Origin of the sequence: Holdemania filiformis DSM 12042, from assembly GCF_000157995.1 — a bacterium.
GTDB classification, from domain to species: Bacteria; Bacillota_I; Bacilli_A; order Erysipelotrichales; family Erysipelotrichaceae; genus Holdemania; species Holdemania filiformis.
Map to the genome: position 1 here is coordinate 200985 of NZ_GG657557.1, position 20222 is coordinate 221206.

The 20222-nt window shown below is 50.9% G+C and carries 15 protein-coding genes; 4 read left to right on the forward strand and 11 right to left on the reverse strand.

All coding sequences use genetic code 11. The features are described 5' to 3' along the window. Nucleotides 1–83 precede the first annotated feature (83 nt). The 3 genes from HOLDEFILI_RS09860 to HOLDEFILI_RS09870 form a co-directional block, all read right to left on the reverse strand. Entirely contained in the window at nt 84–1448 is a 1365-nt protein-coding gene (locus HOLDEFILI_RS09860) for an MATE family efflux transporter (RefSeq protein WP_006059511.1), read from the reverse strand. A gap of 181 nt (nt 1449–1629) precedes the next feature. Then, nucleotides 1630–2103 (reverse strand): hypothetical protein, encoded by a 474-nt coding sequence (locus HOLDEFILI_RS18440; protein WP_006059512.1) that lies wholly within the window; start codon nt 2101–2103, stop codon nt 1630–1632. Further along, complete coding sequence (locus tag HOLDEFILI_RS09870; RefSeq protein WP_006059513.1) at nt 2100–4109, reverse strand: prolyl oligopeptidase family serine peptidase; 2010 nt, start codon at nt 4107–4109, stop codon at nt 2100–2102. Before HOLDEFILI_RS09870 ends, HOLDEFILI_RS18440 begins: the two co-directional genes overlap by 4 nt. A 260-nt stretch (nt 4110–4369) precedes the next feature. Between HOLDEFILI_RS09870 and vanW the strand changes: the two genes are divergently transcribed. Genes vanW through alr form a run of 3 tightly spaced genes read left to right on the forward strand, consistent with a single transcriptional unit; the run spans nt 4370 to nt 8073 of the window. After that, nucleotides 4370–5197: a glycopeptide resistance accessory protein VanW gene (vanW, locus tag HOLDEFILI_RS09875; RefSeq protein ID WP_039864629.1), complete on the forward strand. Its 828-nt coding sequence runs from the start codon at nt 4370–4372 to the stop codon at nt 5195–5197. Between the two features lie 3 nt (nt 5198–5200). Next, on the forward strand, nt 5201–6253 hold the full coding sequence (locus HOLDEFILI_RS09880; protein WP_006059515.1) for a D-alanine--D-alanine ligase family protein: 1053 nt from the start codon (nt 5201–5203) through the stop codon (nt 6251–6253). Continuing rightward, the gene (gene alr, locus HOLDEFILI_RS18890) at nt 6250–8073 is read left to right on the forward strand and encodes an alanine racemase (RefSeq protein WP_006059516.1); all 1824 of its coding nucleotides are present in this window, start codon (nt 6250–6252) and stop codon (nt 8071–8073) included. The genes HOLDEFILI_RS09880 and alr overlap by 4 nt, the downstream gene beginning before the upstream one ends. 125 nt (nt 8074–8198) lie before the next feature. On the opposite strand, the gene HOLDEFILI_RS09890 is transcribed toward alr, so the two are convergent. From HOLDEFILI_RS09890 to HOLDEFILI_RS09905, 4 genes are all read right to left on the reverse strand, one after another. Next, on the reverse strand, nt 8199–9557 hold the full coding sequence (locus HOLDEFILI_RS09890) for an MATE family efflux transporter (RefSeq protein ID WP_006059517.1): 1359 nt from the start codon (nt 9555–9557) through the stop codon (nt 8199–8201). Between the two features lie 170 nt (nt 9558–9727). Further along, nucleotides 9728–10333, reverse strand: coding sequence for a sugar O-acetyltransferase (locus tag HOLDEFILI_RS09895; RefSeq protein WP_006059518.1), 606 nt, complete (start codon nt 10331–10333; stop codon nt 9728–9730). Between the two features lie 181 nt (nt 10334–10514). Beyond that, on the reverse strand, nt 10515–10988 hold the full coding sequence (locus HOLDEFILI_RS09900; protein WP_039864631.1) for a MarR family winged helix-turn-helix transcriptional regulator: 474 nt from the start codon (nt 10986–10988) through the stop codon (nt 10515–10517). A gap of 107 nt (nt 10989–11095) precedes the next feature. After that, nucleotides 11096–13612 carry a transporter substrate-binding domain-containing diguanylate cyclase gene (locus tag HOLDEFILI_RS09905; RefSeq protein ID WP_006059520.1) on the reverse strand — a complete coding sequence of 839 codons (2517 nt, stop codon included), beginning with the start codon at nt 13610–13612 and terminating at the stop codon, nt 11096–11098. A gap of 583 nt (nt 13613–14195) precedes the next feature. On the opposite strand from HOLDEFILI_RS09905, the gene HOLDEFILI_RS09910 reads away from it, so the two are divergent. Then, complete coding sequence (locus HOLDEFILI_RS09910; protein ID WP_156788902.1) at nt 14196–16382, forward strand: glycoside hydrolase domain-containing protein; 2187 nt, start codon at nt 14196–14198, stop codon at nt 16380–16382. A gap of 160 nt (nt 16383–16542) precedes the next feature. On the opposite strand, the gene HOLDEFILI_RS09915 is transcribed toward HOLDEFILI_RS09910, so the two are convergent. The 4 genes from HOLDEFILI_RS09915 to HOLDEFILI_RS09930 form a co-directional block, all read right to left on the reverse strand. Beyond that, entirely contained in the window at nt 16543–17451 is a 909-nt protein-coding gene (locus HOLDEFILI_RS09915) for a sensor histidine kinase (protein ID WP_006059523.1), read from the reverse strand. A gap of 10 nt (nt 17452–17461) precedes the next feature. Further along, entirely contained in the window at nt 17462–18148 is a 687-nt protein-coding gene (locus tag HOLDEFILI_RS09920) for an ABC transporter permease (protein WP_167317138.1), read from the reverse strand. A gap of 104 nt (nt 18149–18252) precedes the next feature. Beyond that, the gene (locus tag HOLDEFILI_RS09925; RefSeq protein ID WP_006059525.1) at nt 18253–19182 is read right to left on the reverse strand and encodes an ABC transporter ATP-binding protein; all 930 of its coding nucleotides are present in this window, start codon (nt 19180–19182) and stop codon (nt 18253–18255) included. A gap of 79 nt (nt 19183–19261) precedes the next feature. After that, the gene (locus tag HOLDEFILI_RS09930; RefSeq protein WP_006059526.1) at nt 19262–19930 is read right to left on the reverse strand and encodes a response regulator transcription factor; all 669 of its coding nucleotides are present in this window, start codon (nt 19928–19930) and stop codon (nt 19262–19264) included. Nucleotides 19931–20222: the final 292 nt, after the last annotated feature.

Consider the following 20222-nt stretch of genomic DNA (forward strand, 5'->3'; position numbering starts at 1 on the left):
GTTTTTTTTAAATTCCGGTTTTTTTTCAGTTTCCAATTTTTAACATAAACAAGACCTGCCGGATCGGCAGGTCTGTCTTCATTTCAGAATTGTGTTAAATTCACAACCCATTTTTCTTTTCGCACTAATGAATAAGCGATGACCAGCTTCAGGATATCCGTCATCTGACCAATGACGTACAGCACCAGAATATCGACACCGGTAAAATAGGTGAAGCAGCAGATCAGCGGAATATTCACCGTCCACATATAGCCTGAATCCATAAACAGCGTCGAACGCGTATCCCCGCCGGCGCGCAGAATAAAGTAGCACTGCGTGTTGCCCATATAAATCCAGAACATCACCGACATGATCCGCAGCACATCCACTGCGACCTGCTTGGCCGTCGGGGATACCTGGTAGAAGTGCGGAACGACAAACGAGGAACCAAACATCAGGACAGCGAACAACAGTGAAAGCATGACGCTGAAGCCCAGCAGCTGATAACCATGATCCCGTGCTTCATCCAGCTTGTTCGCGCCCAACGGCTGCGAGACCAGAACGGTCGTGGCTGCGGCCATGCCGCCGAACAAGACAAAGAAGATATCGCCGATCGTATTCGCGATTGAATAACCGGACATGACCTCCGGCCCACGTGTCGCGTAAAACTTGAACAACGTCGCCATTCCCAGCGACCACATGACCTCGTTAAGCGCTAACGGCGCAGCCTTGATCAGAATGCTGCGGGCCAGCTGACCGGAGACATGGAACAGCTGCGACAGCTTGGTTTTAAACGGCAAATCCAGTTTTGACAGCACAATCAACAAGACAGCCGCTTCCAACACTCGGGCGATCAGCGTCGCGATCGCCGCGCCCTCAACGCCTAAGCGCGGAAAACCGAAATTACCGAAGATCAGGCAATAATTCAGCACGGTGTTCGTTAGCACCGCCCCGGCGCTGATCACTAACGGAATCTTGGTTTCGCCCACCGCCCGCATCGCGCTGGAAATCCCCAATGACAACGCCATCGGCAAGAAGGTAAAAGCCGCAATCCGCATATACGCGCTGCCCAGCTGGATGATCACCGGGTCGCTCGTAAAGAAATGCACAATCCCCTCCGGCGCTAAAATCCCCAGAATGAAGAAAGGAATCATGATCGCATACGCACTTAAGATCGAGAAGCGGAACGACTGCTTCATCCGTTCCTCATCCCGCGCCCCGAAGAACTGCGCGATGAAGATCGCCGCGGCAGCCAGCACGCCGTTAGTCCCATAGGTCGCGATGATATAGAAACGGTTGACCGCCGCCACACCGCCCAGCGCCGCATCCCCCAACTGGCCGACCATTAAATTATCGACAAGGTTAACCGAACTGGTGATCAGCTGCTGCATCATCAGCGGCACCGCCACGGCCAGCGCCAGCTTATAAAACTGCCGCGTGCCGAAAAACTTCGAGAATCTTTTTTTCATTTTCCCCTTCCTCCCTCTTTAAAATCAATGGTATCAGTTTATCATACTTTTCAAAGAAGGTCATCCTTCCCTTGATGTAAACAGAAAAAGCCGCGGTTTTCAGCTTTCTTTCGCTTCCTGCCGCCGCTTCTTTCCCTGATTTATATTGCTTTTAAATCAAACGTCTGCCTTTTCCGGATGTTCAGCCTTCCAGATCCTTCAGGAATTGATCGCACGCCTGATCAAAGCTGGAATAAGTCTGGATTCCATTCGCTTTTAAACCGCCGATCACAAACGCGTTGTAACCGATCGGACAATCCAGACCCGAGGCCTGATTCCGCCCGATCCGGGAATCGGAATACACCGGGTACAGCTGGATCGGCTTGCCGCTCAGCTTCTTTTCCAGAAGAATCCCCAGCGCCATGTGGCTGCCCGTATCCTCATTCGCCAGATCCAGGAACACGTGCGTCGCTTCGCACTGGAAATGATAATCAGCTTCAAAGATCGCTGCCGGCGTCGACGCGCCGCCTTCGTTTAATGGCAGGTCGATCGGATTGACGATTTGAACATCGATATCCCGTTTTGACAGTTCCCGGCGCAGCTGTTCTCCTTCCTTCCGGCGCTGAACCTGATCCGCTTCCGTAAACAGCGGACCGACAAGATAGACCGTGATCATTCCTGGACCTCGCCTAGCGCCCAGTCGATATAACTCTGCATTTCGGCAATCGTTTTCAGATGGGCTTCCCCCTTGCCGCGGTCGTGGCTGCCCAGCGCCAGCACGCGCAGCAGCACCGGATGATCGCTCTGATTGTTTTCCTGCAGCTTCGCGGCCATTTTCTTGCCATGATACGGCGGCACGTTGTTATCACATTCGCCGGTCTGGATATAGATTGCCGGATAATCCACCGCCTGAATGTTGTGGTATGGAGAATAGGAAAGCATCAACGGGAACAGCGCCGGATCCATCGGATCGCCATATTCCGTGATGTACATCGGACCGCGGTCGTCGTTGCGGAAGCGGATCATATCGGTATGCGGCACCGACGCGATGACGCAGCCCCACAGATCCGGCCGCATCGTCAGCAGCGCGCACATCAGCAGACCGCCGTTGGAACCGCCGCAGATCGCCGTTTTAGCCGGGCAGGTCCAGCCTTCCTGTTGGATGCGCTCCGCCGTCGCGATGAAATCGGTGAAGCAATTTTTCTTGTTCGCCAGACTTCCCCCTTCATGCCAGCGGGTGCCGTATTCGCTGCCCCCGCGGAGATTGATGCTGACATAGATCCGGCCCTGGCTGACCCAGTCGACGATGTCCAGATCGACAAACGGATTATTATAGGACGGCAGGATCGCGTTGTTATAGCCGCCGTAGCCATACATCAGCGTCGGGGTACAGCCGGTCTTTTCCAGTCCCTTCGGCATGACGACAAAGGCTGGAATGCGCTCGCCGTCCGGAGCCTCGGTGAAGATCTGCCGGACTTCGATATCCTCCGCCGTCTTCGGATTCGGCTGATACAGCACTGTCAGCTGATCGCCGGTCAGTTTCAGCAGCATCGGCGAATGGACAAACGATTCAAATTCAAGAATCAACGAATCCGATTTCCGGATCGCCCGTCCGTTCTGCATGGCCAGCGTACACGCGCCTGAAGCGCTCGGCAGCGGCAGATCATAAGCCTTTTTCCCGTCGGCGCCGACCACACGGACTAACGACGCCGCATCTTTTAAATAGAACAGAACCAGCTGATCCCCATGACGGATTGCGTCTTCCAGCTTCATTTCACATTCCTCAACCAGCGTCCGGCCTTCCGCCAGCGTCTGACCATGCTTCACGGCGATCAAACGCCCCAGCGGCGCTTGGGCCTGGGTTAAGAATATCAGCTCCCCGTTCAGCGTATCGACATAGGTGAACGCGCCTTTCAAGTTCTCGCTGACGGAGAGAAATTCACCGTTGTCCTGCTGCACAAAGATCACGGTATCGGCATAATTTTCCATCACTTCCGCGACGACCGTAGCCCCGTCGGCCGAGCAGGCCAAACGCACCAGCACGGCATTTTCATGATAATCAAAACAGGTTTGGATTTCATTCGTGTCGCAGTCGTAGCAGCGGACGTGATTGACATTCAGCCCCTTTTCCGGATCGGCGTCAGCGTCGGAATACAGAATCCGGCGGCCGGTCTTATCCCACAACGAATAGAAAATCCCGTCCAGTTTGCGGATCAGTTTGTTTTCCTTTTGATCGACAACCAGCACGCACGGACGACCGGCGCCGTCTTCCAGTCCGGTATAATAGATCAAATTGGGATCCGTAAACGACGGATTGGCGGTGAACACCGTGATTGTGTCCGGAATCAGGCTCAGATCCGCTTCCCGGATCTCTTTAAACTCTTTATCCAGGACAACCAGTGTGCGCGTGCCATCCTGATTGGCGCGGGTCGCCCAATAGCCCTCCGGCGTTTCTGTGACGGCGGAATAGCTGGCGTAAAACGGGCGTGCCTGCAGCTGTTCCTTTTTTTGGGCATAGCCCGGCAGCGTGCTGAAGAACTGGTCGGTCAGCGCATTCTCCGCGGCAACCCAGTTCAGCACCGCAGGATCCTTCGGCTGTTCCAACCCAATATACTCGTCCTTCATCGTCACGCCGAAGCGGGTTTCGGACCAGTCTGATTTTTTCCATTGCGGATAATTCATAATTCTGTTTTCCTCCTTGAAATTTCGCTGATCTCATTGTACCACAATGCGCGGAGAATGAGGATCCTCATCCGCAGACTGCTGCGCCGTCATTGTTTCTTAAGAAACATGTCATAGTCCTTCACAAAGCGTCATGGGGAAGTAAAGAACTTAAGATCTTTTCCTTTTATACTGAAAGTGACAAACAAGTCACCGGAGCGGCCATGGGAAAGTCATCTTCCGGTGGCATAATAAGGGAAACTTCAAGGAGAGTGAATTGTATGAGCCGACGCCGGGTTACCGAATTTCTGCCTTTTCTTCTGCCGCTGCGCAGAAAACAGAAGATTTGGTGTTTTTATCAGAAAATGAAGCATGACGGAAATCGTTATGCCCGCAGGCAGGCCGAAGAACGGCTGCCTTATATCCAGTATGAATGTACCCAGGGATTGATCAATCCTGACAGCGGGTATGATATTCAGTACCAGTACAACAAAGCGCACAATCTGAAGGTGGTCTCCCGCCGGATGCAGCAGCTGATCATCGAGCCGGGCGAGGTGTTCTCGTTCTGGCAGCTGGCGCGGGGCGCCGATCACGATGATCCGTACCGGCCGGGTCTGGGTCTGCACGATGGTAAAATCGTGCCGGTTCACGGCGGCGGACTGTGCTTTATGAGCGAGCTGTTATATTGGATGGTTCTGCATACGCCGCTGACGGTGATCGAGAAGCATCCGCACCTGGTCATCTCGCTGCCGGCCAATCCGAACGCGGAAATGCCGGCGGGCATCGATGCAACCATTCAAGAGGGGTGGAGCGATCTGAAATTCCGCAACGATACGGATCAGCCGTTCCAGCTGATTCTGGATTTTGACGAGGATTCCGTCCACGCGCAGTTCCGGTGCGCCCAGCCGCCTTGTTACCGTTACGAGGTGACCGGTTCCGCATTGGTCTACTCCCGCAAAAAAGGGAAGATTTACCGCACCCAGGACATCAGCCGCACGCTTTACGCCGCAGCAGACGGCGAGCTTGTGCGCGAAGAAGCCTGTTACACCAGCCGCAGCCGGATCGATTATCCGCTGCCGCCGGAAACTGAAATTACCGAGGAGGACTAAACCATGAACGAAAAATTAAACGTCGCCGTTTTGTTCGGCGGCTGCAGTGACGAATACAGCGTTTCCCTGCACTCGGCCGCAGGGGTGCTGCGGGCTTTGGATCCCGAGCGGTACACCGTGGTGAAGATCGGCATCGATCCTCAGGGCGATTGGTTTCTCACAAGCGCAAGCGCCGCGGAAATCGAAGCGGACCAATGGCATACAGCGTCGGATCAGCGGCTGCGGCTGACGTTGGCGCGCAGGAATTTTGAATTGAAAGATGAAACGGGAGAAGCCGTGGACGTCGACGTGTTCTTTCCTGTTCTACACGGGCGTAACGGTGAGGATGGAACGCTTCAGGGAATGTTTGAACTGTTCCACATTCCTTTTGTCGGATGCGGCATGGACGCTTCTTTGTTAGGCATGGATAAAGCGCTCAGTCATCAGCTGGCGCGGCAGAACGGAATCGAAGTCAGTCCGTTCGTCGTCTTCGCTTATTCTGAAATCGATCAAAAGCGGGAATCGCTGAAACGGCTGCATCTGCCCTGCTTCGTTAAACCGGCCCGCGGCGGTTCCTCGATCGGCATCACCAAGATCAACACCTGGGAAGAACTCGACGCCGCCTGTGCCTGCGCCGCGAAGCATGACCGCCGGATTTTAATTGAAGAAGCCGTCAGCGGCGAGGAAATCGGCTGTTCTATACTGGAAACGCCGGACGGGCTCGTTCTGGGCGCAGTCGACCGGATTCATTTGAACAGCGATTTCTTCGATTATGAAGAAAAATATGTCGATACCCACGCGGAAGTGGAATGTCCGGCGCAGCTGCCGGATTTCGTCAGCGAACAAATGCGTCGCCTGGCACGAAAGCTCTGGGAAATCCATCATTGCCAGGGACTGGTGCGCGTGGATTGTTTCCTGACCCCGGATCAGCGGATCTTATTCAACGAGATCAACACACTGCCCGGCATGACTGCGACCAGCCGGTACCCGCGCATGATGGGCCAGGCAGGAATTTCGTTCGAAACGATTCTGGACACGTTGATTGAAGAAGCGCTGCAGCGGGGGAAAAACGCATGAACTGCATACGCCTTGTCAACCAGGAACATCGCCTGGAAGCGGACGAATCCCGCTGGACCCGCGAGCTGGTCTGGATCGATGAAAACACTCAGCTGCAGCCGGTCTGCGCCCGGGCTTTAAACGCCTGGATCACGCATTGCGGCGGGGAAACAGAAGTGACGTTCGTCAGCGGCTGGCGCAGTTATGCCCAACAGCGAACCATCATGACCGACACTGAAAACGAACGGGGCTGGGATTACGCGCATCAGTTCGTCGCCGAGGTCCGGGCCAGTGAACACCATACCGGACTGGCCATCGACCTGGGTATCGCCGGCAAGGATCAAGATCTGATCTGTCCGGATTTCTCCGGTCCCCTGGCGGATCGGATGCGGGAATGCGCCGATCAGTTCGGCTTTATTTTCCGTTATCCCAAGCACAAAACGGAAATTACCGGAATCAGCGAAGAACCCTGGCATTACCGCTACGTCGGACTGCCGCATGCGCAAATCATCGCCGATCACGACTGGGTGCTGGAGGAATACGCCGCTTTTCTTAAAGCTTATACCCAAGCCAGGCCCTACCTCTATGATGACGGACAACGCCGCTGGCAGCTGTGGACGCAGCCGCTGGGCGAAACGCTTCCGCCCACTGAAAACACGGCGGTCGAAAGCTCACAGCTGGATGAATCGACTTGCTTATTCGTCAAAGCGCTGGATCCTGAGCCGATGCTGGAAGGCCGGGACCGGGCCTGGGTCGAGCTGGACGGAATTGCGCTGCGGCACAATTTGACGGTCTTGAGAAAAGCCATGACGCCGTATCAGGAAATCATGGCAGTCTTAAAGGCGAACGCTTATGGTCATGGCCTGGAGCCGACCGCGGATTTCCTGAGCCGGCAGGGCGTCCGGCATTTCGCCGTCGCCACGGTAGAGGAAGCCAAGGTGATCCGGGCGGTCAATCCGACTGCGGAGATTCTGATCTTAGGCTATGTTCCGCCGCAGCGGGCGGCAGAAGTATCACGTCTGCGGCTTTCCTTAACCTTGACCAGTTACGATCAGGCCTGTCAGCTGGATCAGACCGGTTTTGCGATTGACGCGCATCTGCCGGTCGACACCGGAATGCACCGTCTGGGCGAAGCCGCGGAGGACCTGGACGCTATTGTGCGTTACTATTCGTTGTCCCATCTTCGGATTACCGGCCTTTATTCGCATCTCTATGAAGCGGATAATCTGGACGCGGAAGCCGTCGCACATACGCAGGCTCAGATCGACCGGTTTTTCCATGTCGCAGACGCTTTGAAAGAACGCGGCATTGATCCCGGCCGCCTTCATCTGCAGGGCAGCTATGGATTTCTGAATTATCCTGAACTGCGGTGTGATCTGGTTCGGTTTGGAATCGCGCTGTTCGGCTGCGTCGCCCCGTTCCGATCCCGGATGGAGCTGGATTTGCGGCCCGTTGCTTCCGTCCACACCCGGATCGCAGCCTTACGATCTTTAAGAAAAGGCGAAGGCGCGGGCTACAATCATGCCTGGACCGCTCCTTGCGATACGACCGTCGCGATTCTTTCAATCGGCTATTCCGACGGCCTGTTCCGCAGTTCCTCATTCCAAGGCGTCGAGGTTTTGATTCACGGCCAGCGGCGTCCGTTGATCGGCGCGATGTGCATGGACCAATGCCTGGTGGATCTGGGCACTCTGCCCGCAGCGATCGGCGAGGAAGTCGTCGTGATCGGCATTCAGGGAAGCGAATCCATTTCTGCGCTGGAAGTCGCCGAAAAAAACGAAACAATTGTCCCCGAAACGTTAAGCATGCTTCGCGGACGAATGCCGCGTATTCTCGTTTAATCCGATGCTTTTATCCAAAGAAAAACTCGCAGGCCGCCGGCTTTGTGCTGATGGAATTCCTTCAGAACCCGGTGATCGTGCGAGTTTTTTTATTTTCTGTTTTTTCTGATTTCCATGTTTTTTGATCAAGCTTCCAGATCAGGGTTAAGCCCATCGATCTGGCGGACTCTGACCCGGCGGTACATGGCGATGCTGAAAAGCATACATATTGCCTCGGAAATCACAAACGCCAGCCACAGCCTGTTCAGCCCGCCCCAGGCGGAAAGCAGCCAGGCCAGCGGCAGTACCAGGATCAGCTGACGGCCCAGCGACACCCACAGCGAAAGCATCCCGTCGTCCAGCGCCTGGAAAATCGAGCACAGCACGATCGACACCCCGGCAAACACAAACGACAATGAGATGGTTTTCAGCGCCGGAATCCCAATCTCCAGCATTTCAGCGGAAGCGTTGAACATTCCCAATAAGGTCTGCGGCGCAAGCTGAAACAAGAACGTTCCCACTGCCATGATCACCGCAGCGGCGATCAGCGAATACCGCGTTGCCTGGTAGATCCGCTGTTTTTTCTGGGCGCCGTAATTATAGCCCACGATCGCGATCAGCGCGCTGTTCATTCCCATAACCGGCATAAAGATAAATTGTTGAAGCTTGGCGTAAACGCTGTAAACGGAAATTGCCAGTTCTGAATACGGCATCAGAATCATGTTCATCCCCAGCGTCATCACCGAAGCGACCGACTGCATGATGATCGCAGGAAACCCGACCGAATAAATCTGACGGCAGGTTTCCAGCGAAAAATGGAAATGATGCAATCCCAAGTGGATAAAGGGAATTTTCTTATGGATAATCCAGGCGCCCAGCACCATCGCCAGGATCTGTCCGGTCACCGTCGCGATCGCCGCGCCCGTGATTCCCATTTCCGGCAACCCGAATAAACCGAAGATGAAAATCGGATCCAGGATGATGTTGACCAGCGCCCCGATGCCCTGCATCACCATGTTGTAGACCGCGTTGCCCGTCGCCTGCATAATCCGTTCCATGACGATCTGCACGAACACGCCGAAGCAGAAGACCGTGACGATCCCGATATACTGCGCCGCCTGAGAAGCGATCGCTTCGGATGTGGTAAACAGATCGGCGAACATCCGTGCCCCGCTTAAACCGAAGAGCGCAAACACCGCCGAGCTGAGCAGCGCCAGGATGATGCCGTGCTGGCCAGCCTGGTTTACCGCCTCCATCCGACCTTCGCCTAAGCGCCGGGCCAAAAGTGAATTGACACCGACCGCCGTGCCGACCGACACCGCGATGATCAGCATCTGAATCGGAAACGCGAGCGATACCGCCGCCAGCGCGTCCTGCGAATACCGTGCGACAAACATACTGTCAACAATGTTGTAGCATGCCTGGATCAACATCGAAAGCATGATCGGCAGCGACATCGTCGCCAACAGTTTCTTCATCGGCATCGTCCCCATTTTATTCTCCATCGTATTCCTCCTTCAAAATAAAAAACCACTCTGTGTTTTTTAGAGTGGTTTTGCCTCACTGATTTTTTGATTCCTTTTTGATCGGTTCCGCGGCGTTCTCTACCGTAACCCGTGGTTAGTTTACGCTTTCCACGTCCGCTTGTCAAGCAGATTTATTTCCTCAGATCCGCTTAGTCCGTCTGCCATTCCTGTTGACGGGCCCGCCAGAATTGCCGGTCTTCCTCGGCAAGGGGCCGCAGCACGCGGCAAGGGTTGCCAGCGGCGATCACGCCGTCAGGCAGATCGTGGGTGACCACCGAACCGGCGCCGATCACCACGTCATTGCCAATCGTCACGCCGGGATTGACGATGACATTGCCGCCGATCCACACAGAATGGCCGATCGTGATCGGCTTGCCATACTCCAATCCGGTATCCCGGATCTCCGCGCTCAGCGGATGCGCCGCGGTATACAGGCATACCCGCGGTCCCAGCATGACATGATCGCCGATTTTAATGGAACACACATCGAGAAACAGACAGTCATAATTCGCGAAGAAATGATCGCCAATTTCAATCTGCGTACCGTAATCACATCGAAACGGCGGCATGATCACCACGTCTTCGCCGACACTGCCCAACAGCTCCTGCATCAGTGCCTCGCGTTCTTCTGTCTGATCCTCCCCCGTCATGTTATAACGCCGGGTTAAGCGCAGCGCACGCCGGTGTTCTTCGGCTAACTGCGGATCCTGCGCCGTATACAGCTTTCCCGCCAACATTTTCGCTTGTTCATTCATCGTTGTTTTACCCTTTCTTCACTTTCCTTGTAAGCTTATTGTAACGAAAGACTCCGTTGAAGAAAAGTGCCAAGATTATCTTATTTCCCTAGGTTTTCCTTTGGGTTGCCGGGGAAGTATCCTGATTGCAAGTAAGAAACAACGTTCAATCCGTGTGGATCAACCCTTGAACACGTTCCTTTTAAAAGTTAGTGTTGGCGAAATCATCCTCCTCATCCAGCACGACATGCGATTCCTCGTTGATCTTCTGCATCGCCAGGGCCAGCCGCCGCATAAACGGTTCGCGGTCTTCATCCTCAAAGGCTTCCGCCATCACGGCCGCAAAATGCATGATGATCGCATCCGCCTCTCCGCAGACTCGCCGGCCATAAGGCGTCGTCTTTAAATGCAGGCTGCGGCGGTCCTTCTGTTCGACCTCCCGCTCAACAAAATCATTGTGCACAAAATAGCTGACAATTTTCGTGACGTTCGATTTCGACATCCGGAAAACCTCGGCCAGCTCGCTTGGCTTTACGCCTTCATGCTTTCGAATATATTCCAGCACCTTTAAATAATGAGGGTTAATCCACTTTGCGATCTGTTGATCAATCGACTGCGTATATGTCGTGCATAACGCAGAAAGCAGCACATAATATTGTCTTTCTTTTGCTTCCATCCGCAGGCCCCTTTCTGTTTCTCTCATTGTACCGCACATCCGAAAAAAGGAAAATCCCCCTTGTATGAATCCCTGGGATTTCCCCTTCCTTTTCCATGTTTCTGTTTTTACTTTTGAGCAGCGTCCTCACCGGCTAACGTTGCCGGTTGAAAGGCGTACACAATCTGGTTGCGGCCTTTTTCCTTCGCTTGATACAAGGCCTTATCCGCTTGTTGATAAAGCGTCTCAAACGTACTGTCCGCGCTGGCGCCCGCGCAGCCGGCGCTGATGCTCAGCCGTTCGGTCGCCGACAGCCGGATCTCCTGAATCCGCCGGCGCAGATCTTCGCAGCGCTGCCGGACATTCTCCGGTTCGCTCTGACGGATATACACGAGAAATTCATCGCCGCCCGGCCTGCCGACAATTTCGCCGCTGAACACTTCCTGCAGAAGCTGGGCCACCTGCCCCAGCACCTGATCGCCCGCCCAGTGACCGTAGGTATCATTTACCTCTTTAAAATGATCGATGTCCAATAAAATCAACGCTCCGGCCTGCGGCCTGGCTTCCAATTCCGCTTCCACTTGTTTGCGCGAGGTTTCGGCATTGAGAATATGCGTCAGGCTGTCGCGCTCCGCCTTTAACCGCAGCCGCTCTTTCTCTTTGACCTGTTCGTCAATGTTGTTCAGCCGGCCGATCACATAAACACAGCGTCCGCTCTCATCCGTGATCGTCTGCATCGCGATGCGGAACCAGTGCGGCTGTTGCTGAGGGTCGTTCAGCGTGATCTCCCGGATCGCTTTCCCGCCGCTTTCCATCTTTAGCAGCCGGGCGATTTCCTGCTTGATCTTTGTGCATCGGAAATCCTGCTGGGGCAGCTCACGCACCTGCGCCGCTTCTCCCTTTTGTCCCGCCGCGGGATCAAAGATCATCAGCTTTTGCGTTTTAATATCAAATTCAAAAAACATATCGTTGACCAGCTGATACACCTGGAGATGTTTTTTCAGTTCCAGCGAGATCTCACGATTCATTTTGGACCGCTGATGTCCGGCATAAACCAGCACAGCGATAATAAACAGACCGACACCGCTGATCAGCGTGACGGCGGTCAGCGAATTCTCGCGGATAAAATCAGTCAGCGTCATCGTGTGGTGGAACACGGTGTTTTTGTAAATCAGCGACTGGGCTTCCTCATCGCTGGTCGCCAGGATAACCTTATTTAAGATGGTCAGCAGTTCCTGATTGCCGCGGTTGGCGACGCCGAAACAGATTTCATGCGTCTGCGCGGTCAGCGGAATCAGCCGCAGGTTGTTATATTTCGGCTGGTTCAGATAATACTGCGCCGCATATCCGTCGGCAATGGTATAATCCGTTTTTCCATCATAAACGCTTTCCATGCAATCCTGCATGGAAGCATACGCCCGGGTCAGACTGGTGTCTTCACTGCCCGCAAACCAGCTGTTTTCGCTGATCGCCATCACCTTGCCGCTCAAATCCGTTTCATCGATGGATTTGTTTAAAACCGCGACATATTGAGAATTCAAGTAAACCCGCGTCATTCCCAAATTCCGCTGCTGGGCGGAATCATAGTCGTAGGTCATCCCGGCGATCATTTCCACTTCGCCCGCGGCCGCCATTTGATCCAGCTGCGCCGTCGAGTCCACCGGAACAAACTCAAACGCCAGCCCGGTTTTCTCGCTGATCGACCGCAGATAATCGACAGCGATTCCAGCCGGCTGACCCTGATCCTCAAATTCCAGCGGCGGATAATCACGCAGATAGCCCACGCGCACGCTCTGCGTCTTATCAATATACGCTTTCTCACTGTCGGACAGCACAAGCCGGTTGGTTAAATTCCCGAAATACTTTTCTTCCAGCCGCGTTGAAAAGTAAGGGTCGGATTGTTCAATGCTTTGCAAGGCGTAGTTCAATTCTTTGATCAGCCCACTGTCATCCTTCTTGGAAGCGATAAAATAATACGGTTTAGGCGCAAAGCGGGCGATTGTCCGCAAGCCTTCGACCCGGTCCGCGCTCGTTTTCAGCACCGCGTCGGCTTCGTTGTTCTGCAGCAGTGCCCGCACATCAGCGTAGTCGGTGTAATAAACAAATCGGGGATTCACCTTGTTAATTTCGCAGAATTCCAGGAACTCATTTTTCCGGGCCACCGAATTTTCATGAACAGCGACTGTCAGATCTTGTTCGATCCTCGAATCAATCACGATATCCCGCGTATCTTCCGCCGAAACCTGCAGTACGGTTTCCACCATGCCGTAGCTGTATGCCGAGTAATCATACCGTTCTTTCATGGATTCGGAATACATCATACCGCCCATTAAGTCGATCGATCCCTCCGCCACCTGATCCATTAGCGCCAGAAGATCCTCATCGCTGTTGGAGCCGATTACAAATTCATATTCCCATCCCGTATACTGCACGATTTCCTGTAAATATTCGTAGGTATAACCGCTCATTTTGCCATCTTCATCAATTTGCGTCAGACCCGCCTGAATCGGATAGGCAATCCGGACGACACGTTTTTTCTGAGCCTGCACGGCAGGAAAATCCCACATAAAAAAGAGCAGAAGAATCATTCCGATTTTCCCCCAGAAATAAATCTGTTTTCTCCCCGTTGTCCTCACCGGTTTCATTCCTTCACTCCTTATCCGCGAATTCAGTTTTTCTTAGTCTGTGATTTAAGATCATATTCCGGACTTTTCCAAACCGGCTTATCAGCCCGTTTATGATGGTTATAATTTTTTATCCTTAATAACTTTTAGTATAACAAATTTTTCGTATTCCGGCAATCCATACCGGAATCCCCCGCTCTCGTTTTAAGTAAAAACAGCGGTGTTTCAGTGCTTTGAGGAATTCCTTATATTTAACCCTGTCCGTCGTTCTTCGAATTGAACCTCTCTGCCGCAAAAATCACAGGGGATCCGAACAATTTCCGCAAACGTCCCCTTCCCGGTTATTCCACCTCACTGCTTCCCTGTTAAAAACGGTTTGGTTTTATCAAGCTTCAGCTTCAGTTTGAGCATTCCTGCTTCCCCTTTCATTTCCGCAGAACTCCCGCTCCGGTAGATTCAAATCAGGACAGCAACGTCCATGCCCGATATTGTAAAGGAAGCTTCATAATTTAAGATAGGTCGCGGTGTATTTTATTGATATAATAAGGCCAGACCTGACCACGATGACCGCCCGGCGGTTGAAAATTCATGCGAAAGGAGACTTATGAAAACTCGTTTACGCCGTCTTATGACGCTTTGTTTATGCCTTGTCCTGCTGGGGACAAGCGCCGCTTTCCCTCAAAAGCTTCTGGCTGAATCCCCCTCCGCTTCCGATATCATGAACGCCGTTTTTGACACACCCTACCGCCACACGCTGCAATCCGATTACGCTTCGATTCACCGCTCCACGCTCAGCGAATGGACGGACACCGTGTGGCAAAACGACGTATTGGACGCGAAAGTCACCGTAGGGGCCGGCAGTCAGCCCCTGGAACAAGCCGCAATCCGCAGCAGTGATTTCATCAATGGCAAACACCGCATCAGCGCCGAGAATATCGATATCCGCTGGCTGCAGGAAACACTCGCCAATATCGGCAGCGCTCAGCCGGAAGCACCGGTTGCCGCGTATCCTGACGTTATCCACCGCAGTGGAACAACGCGCATTGAAGCCGGGCAGCTGAAATCCGCCTGGGTTTCACTGACGATTCCCAAGGATGCCGTTTGCGGCGTTTATACGGGAACGCTGGAGGTCACTGCCGCCGGGCAGCCCCCAATAACGCTGACGCTGACGTTTGAGGTTTTGGATCTGGCCGCCCCGGATCCGCAGGAAGGCGTGACTCAGGTTGAGTTGTGGCAGCATCCCTACACGACTGCCCGCTACTATGCGGTAGCCCCGTTTAGCGAGGAACATAAAAACTATCTGCTCGATCAGCTTTCAGAATACGCCAAAATGGGCGGTCGGGGCGTCATCGCCACCATCGTGGAAGAAGCCTGGAATCATCAGTCGTATGACAGCGACCCGTCGATGATTCACTGGACAAAAACCGCGGACGGCTCTTTCAGCTTCGATTATACCGACTTTGATCAATGGATCGAGCTGGCAATCCAGGCCGGCGTCCTCGATCCGCAGACCGGCCGGGGACAGATCAAAGCTTACAGCATCGCCCCCTGGGGCAACATTGTGACAGTGTATGACGAAACCAGCGGCACGTCCCAGCGTCTGACATTAACGCCGGGCAGCGAGGAATGGCGGACCGCCTGGACGGCATTCCTGGAAGATTTTATGCGTCATACGCTTGAGAAAGGCTGGTTCGATCTCACCTATATCGCCATGGATGAGCGGGAAATGGAAGTGCTGCAGCCTTGCGTGGATCTGATTGAAGGGATCCGCAGCGAGGCTGGGAAATCCTTTAAAATCTCTTCAGCGATGAATTATTCCAGCGGCGATGATTATGCGTTTCTGGATCGAATCGACGACATCTCTGTCAGTCTGATCAATGTCAACGAACAATCGGACGCGATGCGCAATCTGGCCCAGCATCGTCAGGAACAGGGCTTGTTGACCACGATTTACACCTGTACCGGGCAATATCCCAGCGCTTATACTATCTCCGACATGGCCGATACCGCCTGGACGATGTGGTACACCATGAAACAGGGAACCGATGGTTTCTTGAGATGGTCCTGGGACGGCTGGAATGAAGATCCGCTGACCGACGTCTCCTATCGCACATTTGAGCCGGGCGATCCGTGGCTGATCTATCCCGCGGAACGGGATTCAGCCGATGAAAGCTTTTATGAGTCGCCGCGCTATAAAATGTTAAAGCAGGGGATCCGGGATGTCAACAAAGCCAAATTTCTTCAAAGCTTATCTGCGGAATCCGAAACAGCCGTAACGCAGTTGGTTCAGTCGCTGAAGCGGCCCAAGATGAAAATCAACCGCTACGGCAGCGCGACCTACGCCCGCAGCTCCGACCGCGAGCTTGTGCAAAGCGAAGTGCTGCGGATGCGAGAAGGACTGAATGACATTGCGAAGACGTATTTGCAAGCCCGTGTGATTCCGGTGACTGGCGTGGAACTCAGAACTTCTTCGATCACGCTGCGGGTCGGAAAAAACACCCAGATTTCACTTGAGCCGCTTCCCTACAACGCTAATCCGGTGACCTGGCAATTCCGCAGTCAGGACGAAACGATCGCCAGCGTCAATGAAACTGGCTTGATCAGCGCAAAGGCCCCGGGTCGAACGATGATCACCGTGCAATGTGAAGAAAATGATCAGATCCAGATGGAGATTTCGCTTAATATTCTGGACCTTTCCCAAGCACCCCGCAAACGAGCCGCGGTTTCTCCTGATCTCAAAACCCGGATTTCAGAAATTCTTCAGGCCGCAATCGCGGAAAGTCACTCTTAATCGTAAAAAAGCTGCAGTGCTTTGATTTTCTCTTTTGCGCTGCAGCTTCAATATTTGATATTAACTTCAACTCTTCGCGATTCTTTACCCACCGAATAGGAATGATTAGGAATGTCCTTGGGCGCCTTGCTTCAATCTCATCATCGCTACAACTTATTTGTTACACATAAAGATTAGTCAAATCAACGATGATTTCAAACGATTCCTTTGTAATATTTACTTTCGGTTCTTCACAGCCCAATTGTATCAGTAATTTTCTGACGATATATAACCCTTGACCGGAATTGCCATTACTTCTTGAACAATCTCCCGCATAGAAGCGATCAAAAATCTGTGTAGAATCCACGTGGGAATCTTCTTTAATGGAATTTTGAATACTAACCCTCAGCTGCCCGTCGTTTAAAATTAAGTTGATGTTCAGTTTCCCTGCAGTCGAATGCGCTGCGTTAACCATAAGATTTTGAAAAATCCGCGTCAGCGCCCATGGATCGGAAACGATGAAAATTTCTTCTTCTGCCAGTTGAATTTCCGGCGTAATCTTGTTCTTTTCAAATAAAGAATAATGATCTAATAAAACATCAGTAATGAGTTTATTCAGTTCAATCTTCTCTTTTTTATAAACATATTCATGATCGTCTAACAATGAGATCTGATAAAAGTCATTGATTAACTGTTCTAGGCGCAGCGCTTTTGCCTGTAAAGCTGCAATATAAACCGGCTGTTTATCATCTGCAGCCTTTTGCATCAGCTCTAAATAACCGCGGATAGAAGTCAACGGCGTCCGCAGATCATGGGATAAACAAGCAATGTTCTCTTTTTGTTTATCCTCTTTTCTTTGTGCCCGGCCCAAGTTCACTCTTTCCTTTTCTACAATTTTATTGATCATTTCTGTTATCTTTTCCAGATTTTTGTCCATTAAGGTGATCGTTATATATTTTTGTGTTTCTCCATTCAGAATTTTCTGCAGCTGCGCACTTATATCACGGATCTGCTTTTTCCAGCAGCTGAATTCAAAACCCAAAAGAATCAAGATTGAAAGAAGAAGCGCGAAAATCAATATCCAAATCACGAATTCGCCTCTACTTAATTTCTTTTTGGTTAATGATAATGCATCCGGCGATCAGCGGCAGCGTGCTGCCTAATAAATACCATGGCAGATAACCGATGATTCTCACGATATTGGACGAACAGATATTCATCCAGTAAAACATCGGGTTTGTATAAACGTAATATCGTAATAAAGGAAATAAAGTTTCCATGCTTGCCCAGGACATCAAGTAAACGCATGCGCCGCTGAAGATATAAATACAGCTGATACCCGTCACAATACTCATATTGGAGACTAACACGCATAAGAAGAGTACCAGACAATTCATCGCCAGAATAACAAGCCCGTTAATCGCCGTCCATTGGATAAGCTGAATGATTTCTGACAAGCTCATCAGATATCCCGATTGGATTGTTTCCAGAACAAAAAAGCTAAAGATAAAACCGAAATACATCAAAATCGAAACAGACAGAATAATTACCGTTTTTGAAAAATAGATAATACGGCGGTCAATTCCATAAGCAACAGATAATTTTATCGTTCCGATTTCATATTCTTTGTTAAAAAAAGTAGCTGTAAATAAGACGTTAACCAGCCAGAAAAAAGCAGTATAGCCCAAACAGGATTGAGCCACCGTTTCAAAAGTAGGCTCCGCCAAGGATAAATAACTTTTTGCCTGAAATCCAATGTCCAGCAGCATGCCTTCCCCAGACCCCATAATCGTCATTTCACCAAAGATCAAGGATAAAAACAGAATGAGGACGCAGCCGAAGATGAAACCAAACAAGGATTTAGAATGGAGCAGCCGATATAATTCCGCATTTAAATAATTTCGCATTGTTTTTCTCCCGAGATTACTTTCATATAGTAACTCTCCAAATCTTCACCTTTGCATGTCAGCTGATATAAGGTTATATCATTTCTTCCCAGCATTGCGGATATTAGATCCGGTTTCTCCAGATAATCATACAAACAAATCGAATGATCAGGCAGAACTCTGAAATTATTCGTATGCATTTCTACTTCCAATAACGAAGCCGTTTTGGCGGTGTCGCTCACCTTCAAAAACAAATGTTTTTGACATCGTTTTTCTAATTCTTGGGCGTCAATTTCCTGCAGTAATTTTCCATGGCTCATAATGCCGTAGCAGGTCGCCAGCTGATTCAGCTCAGACAGGATATGGCTTGAAATCAAAATGGTAATCCCACGCTCTTTATTCAGATTTTTTAACAAATTTCTAAGTTCTAAAATTCCTACGGGATCTAATCCATTGATCGGCTCATCCAGCACTAAAAATTCAGGTGTTCCTAATAACGCAATCGCTAACGCAAGCCGCTGCCGCATTCCCAATGAAAAATTCTTCACCTTTTTCTTTCCAGCCTGGTTCAGGTTCACCAAAGCGAGAACGTGATCAAGACTTTCTTTTCCAGGGATTCCCCGCTGCCGCCGCTGAACCTCTAAGTTTTCCATTGCGGTCATCTCCGGATACAAAGAAGGTCCTTCGATAATGCAGCCCATTCGCGATCGCTGCGCCGCGATGGTTTTCCCCTGACAGCCGAATAAGCGCAACGTTCCCGAAGTAGGCTTGGCCAGTCCGGTTAACAAGCGGATCAACGTTGTTTTCCCAGCGCCGTTTTCGCCGATCAATCCGTATATTTCACCCCGTTTTACCGTCATATTCACATGATCGAGGACATGGACCTGTTTATAGCTTTTTGTGATATTTTCAGTCTGAAAAATAATTTCGTTCATCTCATTCTTTCCTCCGCATTTAAGTATCGCAGAGAAAGATCAAGAAGAACTTAAGACAAAGCTAAAGACTCTCTAAAGTTCAATCCTTGATAAAACGATAGCCTAATCCCCATATCGTTTCTATTCGCCAGCCTTCATCACCCAGTTTTTTTCGAAGATTACTGATATGCGTGTTCATGACGTCATTATCCCGCGCGAAAGCTTCATTCCATACCGCTTCATAAAGATTCTGCTTCGAGAAAACCTTATTGGGGTATTTCATTAATAATTCTAAAATTTGATATTCTTTCGCCGTTAAAGAAAGAATAGTATCGTGAATGGATACCGATTTCGATTGTGTATCTAAGACTAAATCCCCGCTGACAATCTGCATTTCCGGAAGTGTTTTCTGATTTCGGATTAGACAGCGTTCAATCCGCGCTAACAATTCTTCCAAATTGAAAGGTTTTGTGACGTAGTCATCCGCACCTAATCGCAGCAATTCAACTTTTGTCAGCACCAGATCTTTCGCGGATACAATGATGATCGGAATATCGGAAAACTTCCTGATTTTACAGAGAATTTCTTCCCCGCTGACATAGGGCAGCATTAAATCTAAGACTACCAGATCAAAAGACTCCTGGTTAAAAACAGACAAGACATCTGTTCCAGAAAAGCAACAAACAGTTTTATAATTATAGCTCTCCAAAAAATCAGTTAATATTTGACAAATTTCTTTATCGTCTTCTGCGATTAATATACGACTCATTTTCTGACCTCCTGTGATTTAACCCTAACGATCAAGCAGGCGTTCATTTCCATGCAGTGAAATCGCGGCCTTGCTGAAAGCGTATTTGATTGAAAGACGGTCTTCGTTGATTTGACTCTTTTCAATCCTAACACCTTTACTCTAAATAGGACAACAAAAGAATCGAGTAGATTGACCGATATCCGCTCAATCCCCCGGATCTATATAATAACAATTCTGTTTCTCTATAATCCATAAACCCTATTCCTCTGATCAACTTTTATCTTTAAATTTCCCTTCATTACTAATCTCG

Bases quoted from the DNA above. Each gene is read 5' to 3' on its own strand.
- HOLDEFILI_RS09860 (WP_006059511.1), bottom strand. From the start codon at position 1,448: ATGAAAAAAAGATTCTCGAAGTTTTTCGGCACGCGGCAGTTTTATAAG.
- HOLDEFILI_RS18440 (WP_006059512.1), bottom strand. From the start codon at position 2,103: ATGATCACGGTCTATCTTGTCGGTCCGCTGTTTACGGAAGCGGATCAG.
- HOLDEFILI_RS09870 (WP_006059513.1), bottom strand. From the start codon at position 4,109: ATGAATTATCCGCAATGGAAAAAATCAGACTGGTCCGAAACCCGCTTC.
- vanW (WP_039864629.1), top strand. From the start codon at position 4,370: ATGAGCCGACGCCGGGTTACCGAATTTCTGCCTTTTCTTCTGCCGCTG.
- HOLDEFILI_RS09880 (WP_006059515.1), top strand. From the start codon at position 5,201: ATGAACGAAAAATTAAACGTCGCCGTTTTGTTCGGCGGCTGCAGTGAC.
- alr (WP_006059516.1), top strand. From the start codon at position 6,250: ATGAACTGCATACGCCTTGTCAACCAGGAACATCGCCTGGAAGCGGAC.
- HOLDEFILI_RS09890 (WP_006059517.1), bottom strand. From the start codon at position 9,557: ATGGAGAATAAAATGGGGACGATGCCGATGAAGAAACTGTTGGCGACG.
- HOLDEFILI_RS09895 (WP_006059518.1), bottom strand. From the start codon at position 10,333: ATGAATGAACAAGCGAAAATGTTGGCGGGAAAGCTGTATACGGCGCAG.
- HOLDEFILI_RS09900 (WP_039864631.1), bottom strand. From the start codon at position 10,988: ATGGAAGCAAAAGAAAGACAATATTATGTGCTGCTTTCTGCGTTATGC.
- HOLDEFILI_RS09905 (WP_006059520.1), bottom strand. From the start codon at position 13,612: ATGAAACCGGTGAGGACAACGGGGAGAAAACAGATTTATTTCTGGGGG.
- HOLDEFILI_RS09910 (WP_156788902.1), top strand. From the start codon at position 14,196: ATGAAAACTCGTTTACGCCGTCTTATGACGCTTTGTTTATGCCTTGTC.
- HOLDEFILI_RS09920 (WP_167317138.1), bottom strand. From the start codon at position 18,148: ATGGGGTCTGGGGAAGGCATGCTGCTGGACATTGGATTTCAGGCAAAA.
- HOLDEFILI_RS09925 (WP_006059525.1), bottom strand. From the start codon at position 19,182: ATGAACGAAATTATTTTTCAGACTGAAAATATCACAAAAAGCTATAAA.
- HOLDEFILI_RS09930 (WP_006059526.1), bottom strand. From the start codon at position 19,930: ATGAGTCGTATATTAATCGCAGAAGACGATAAAGAAATTTGTCAAATA.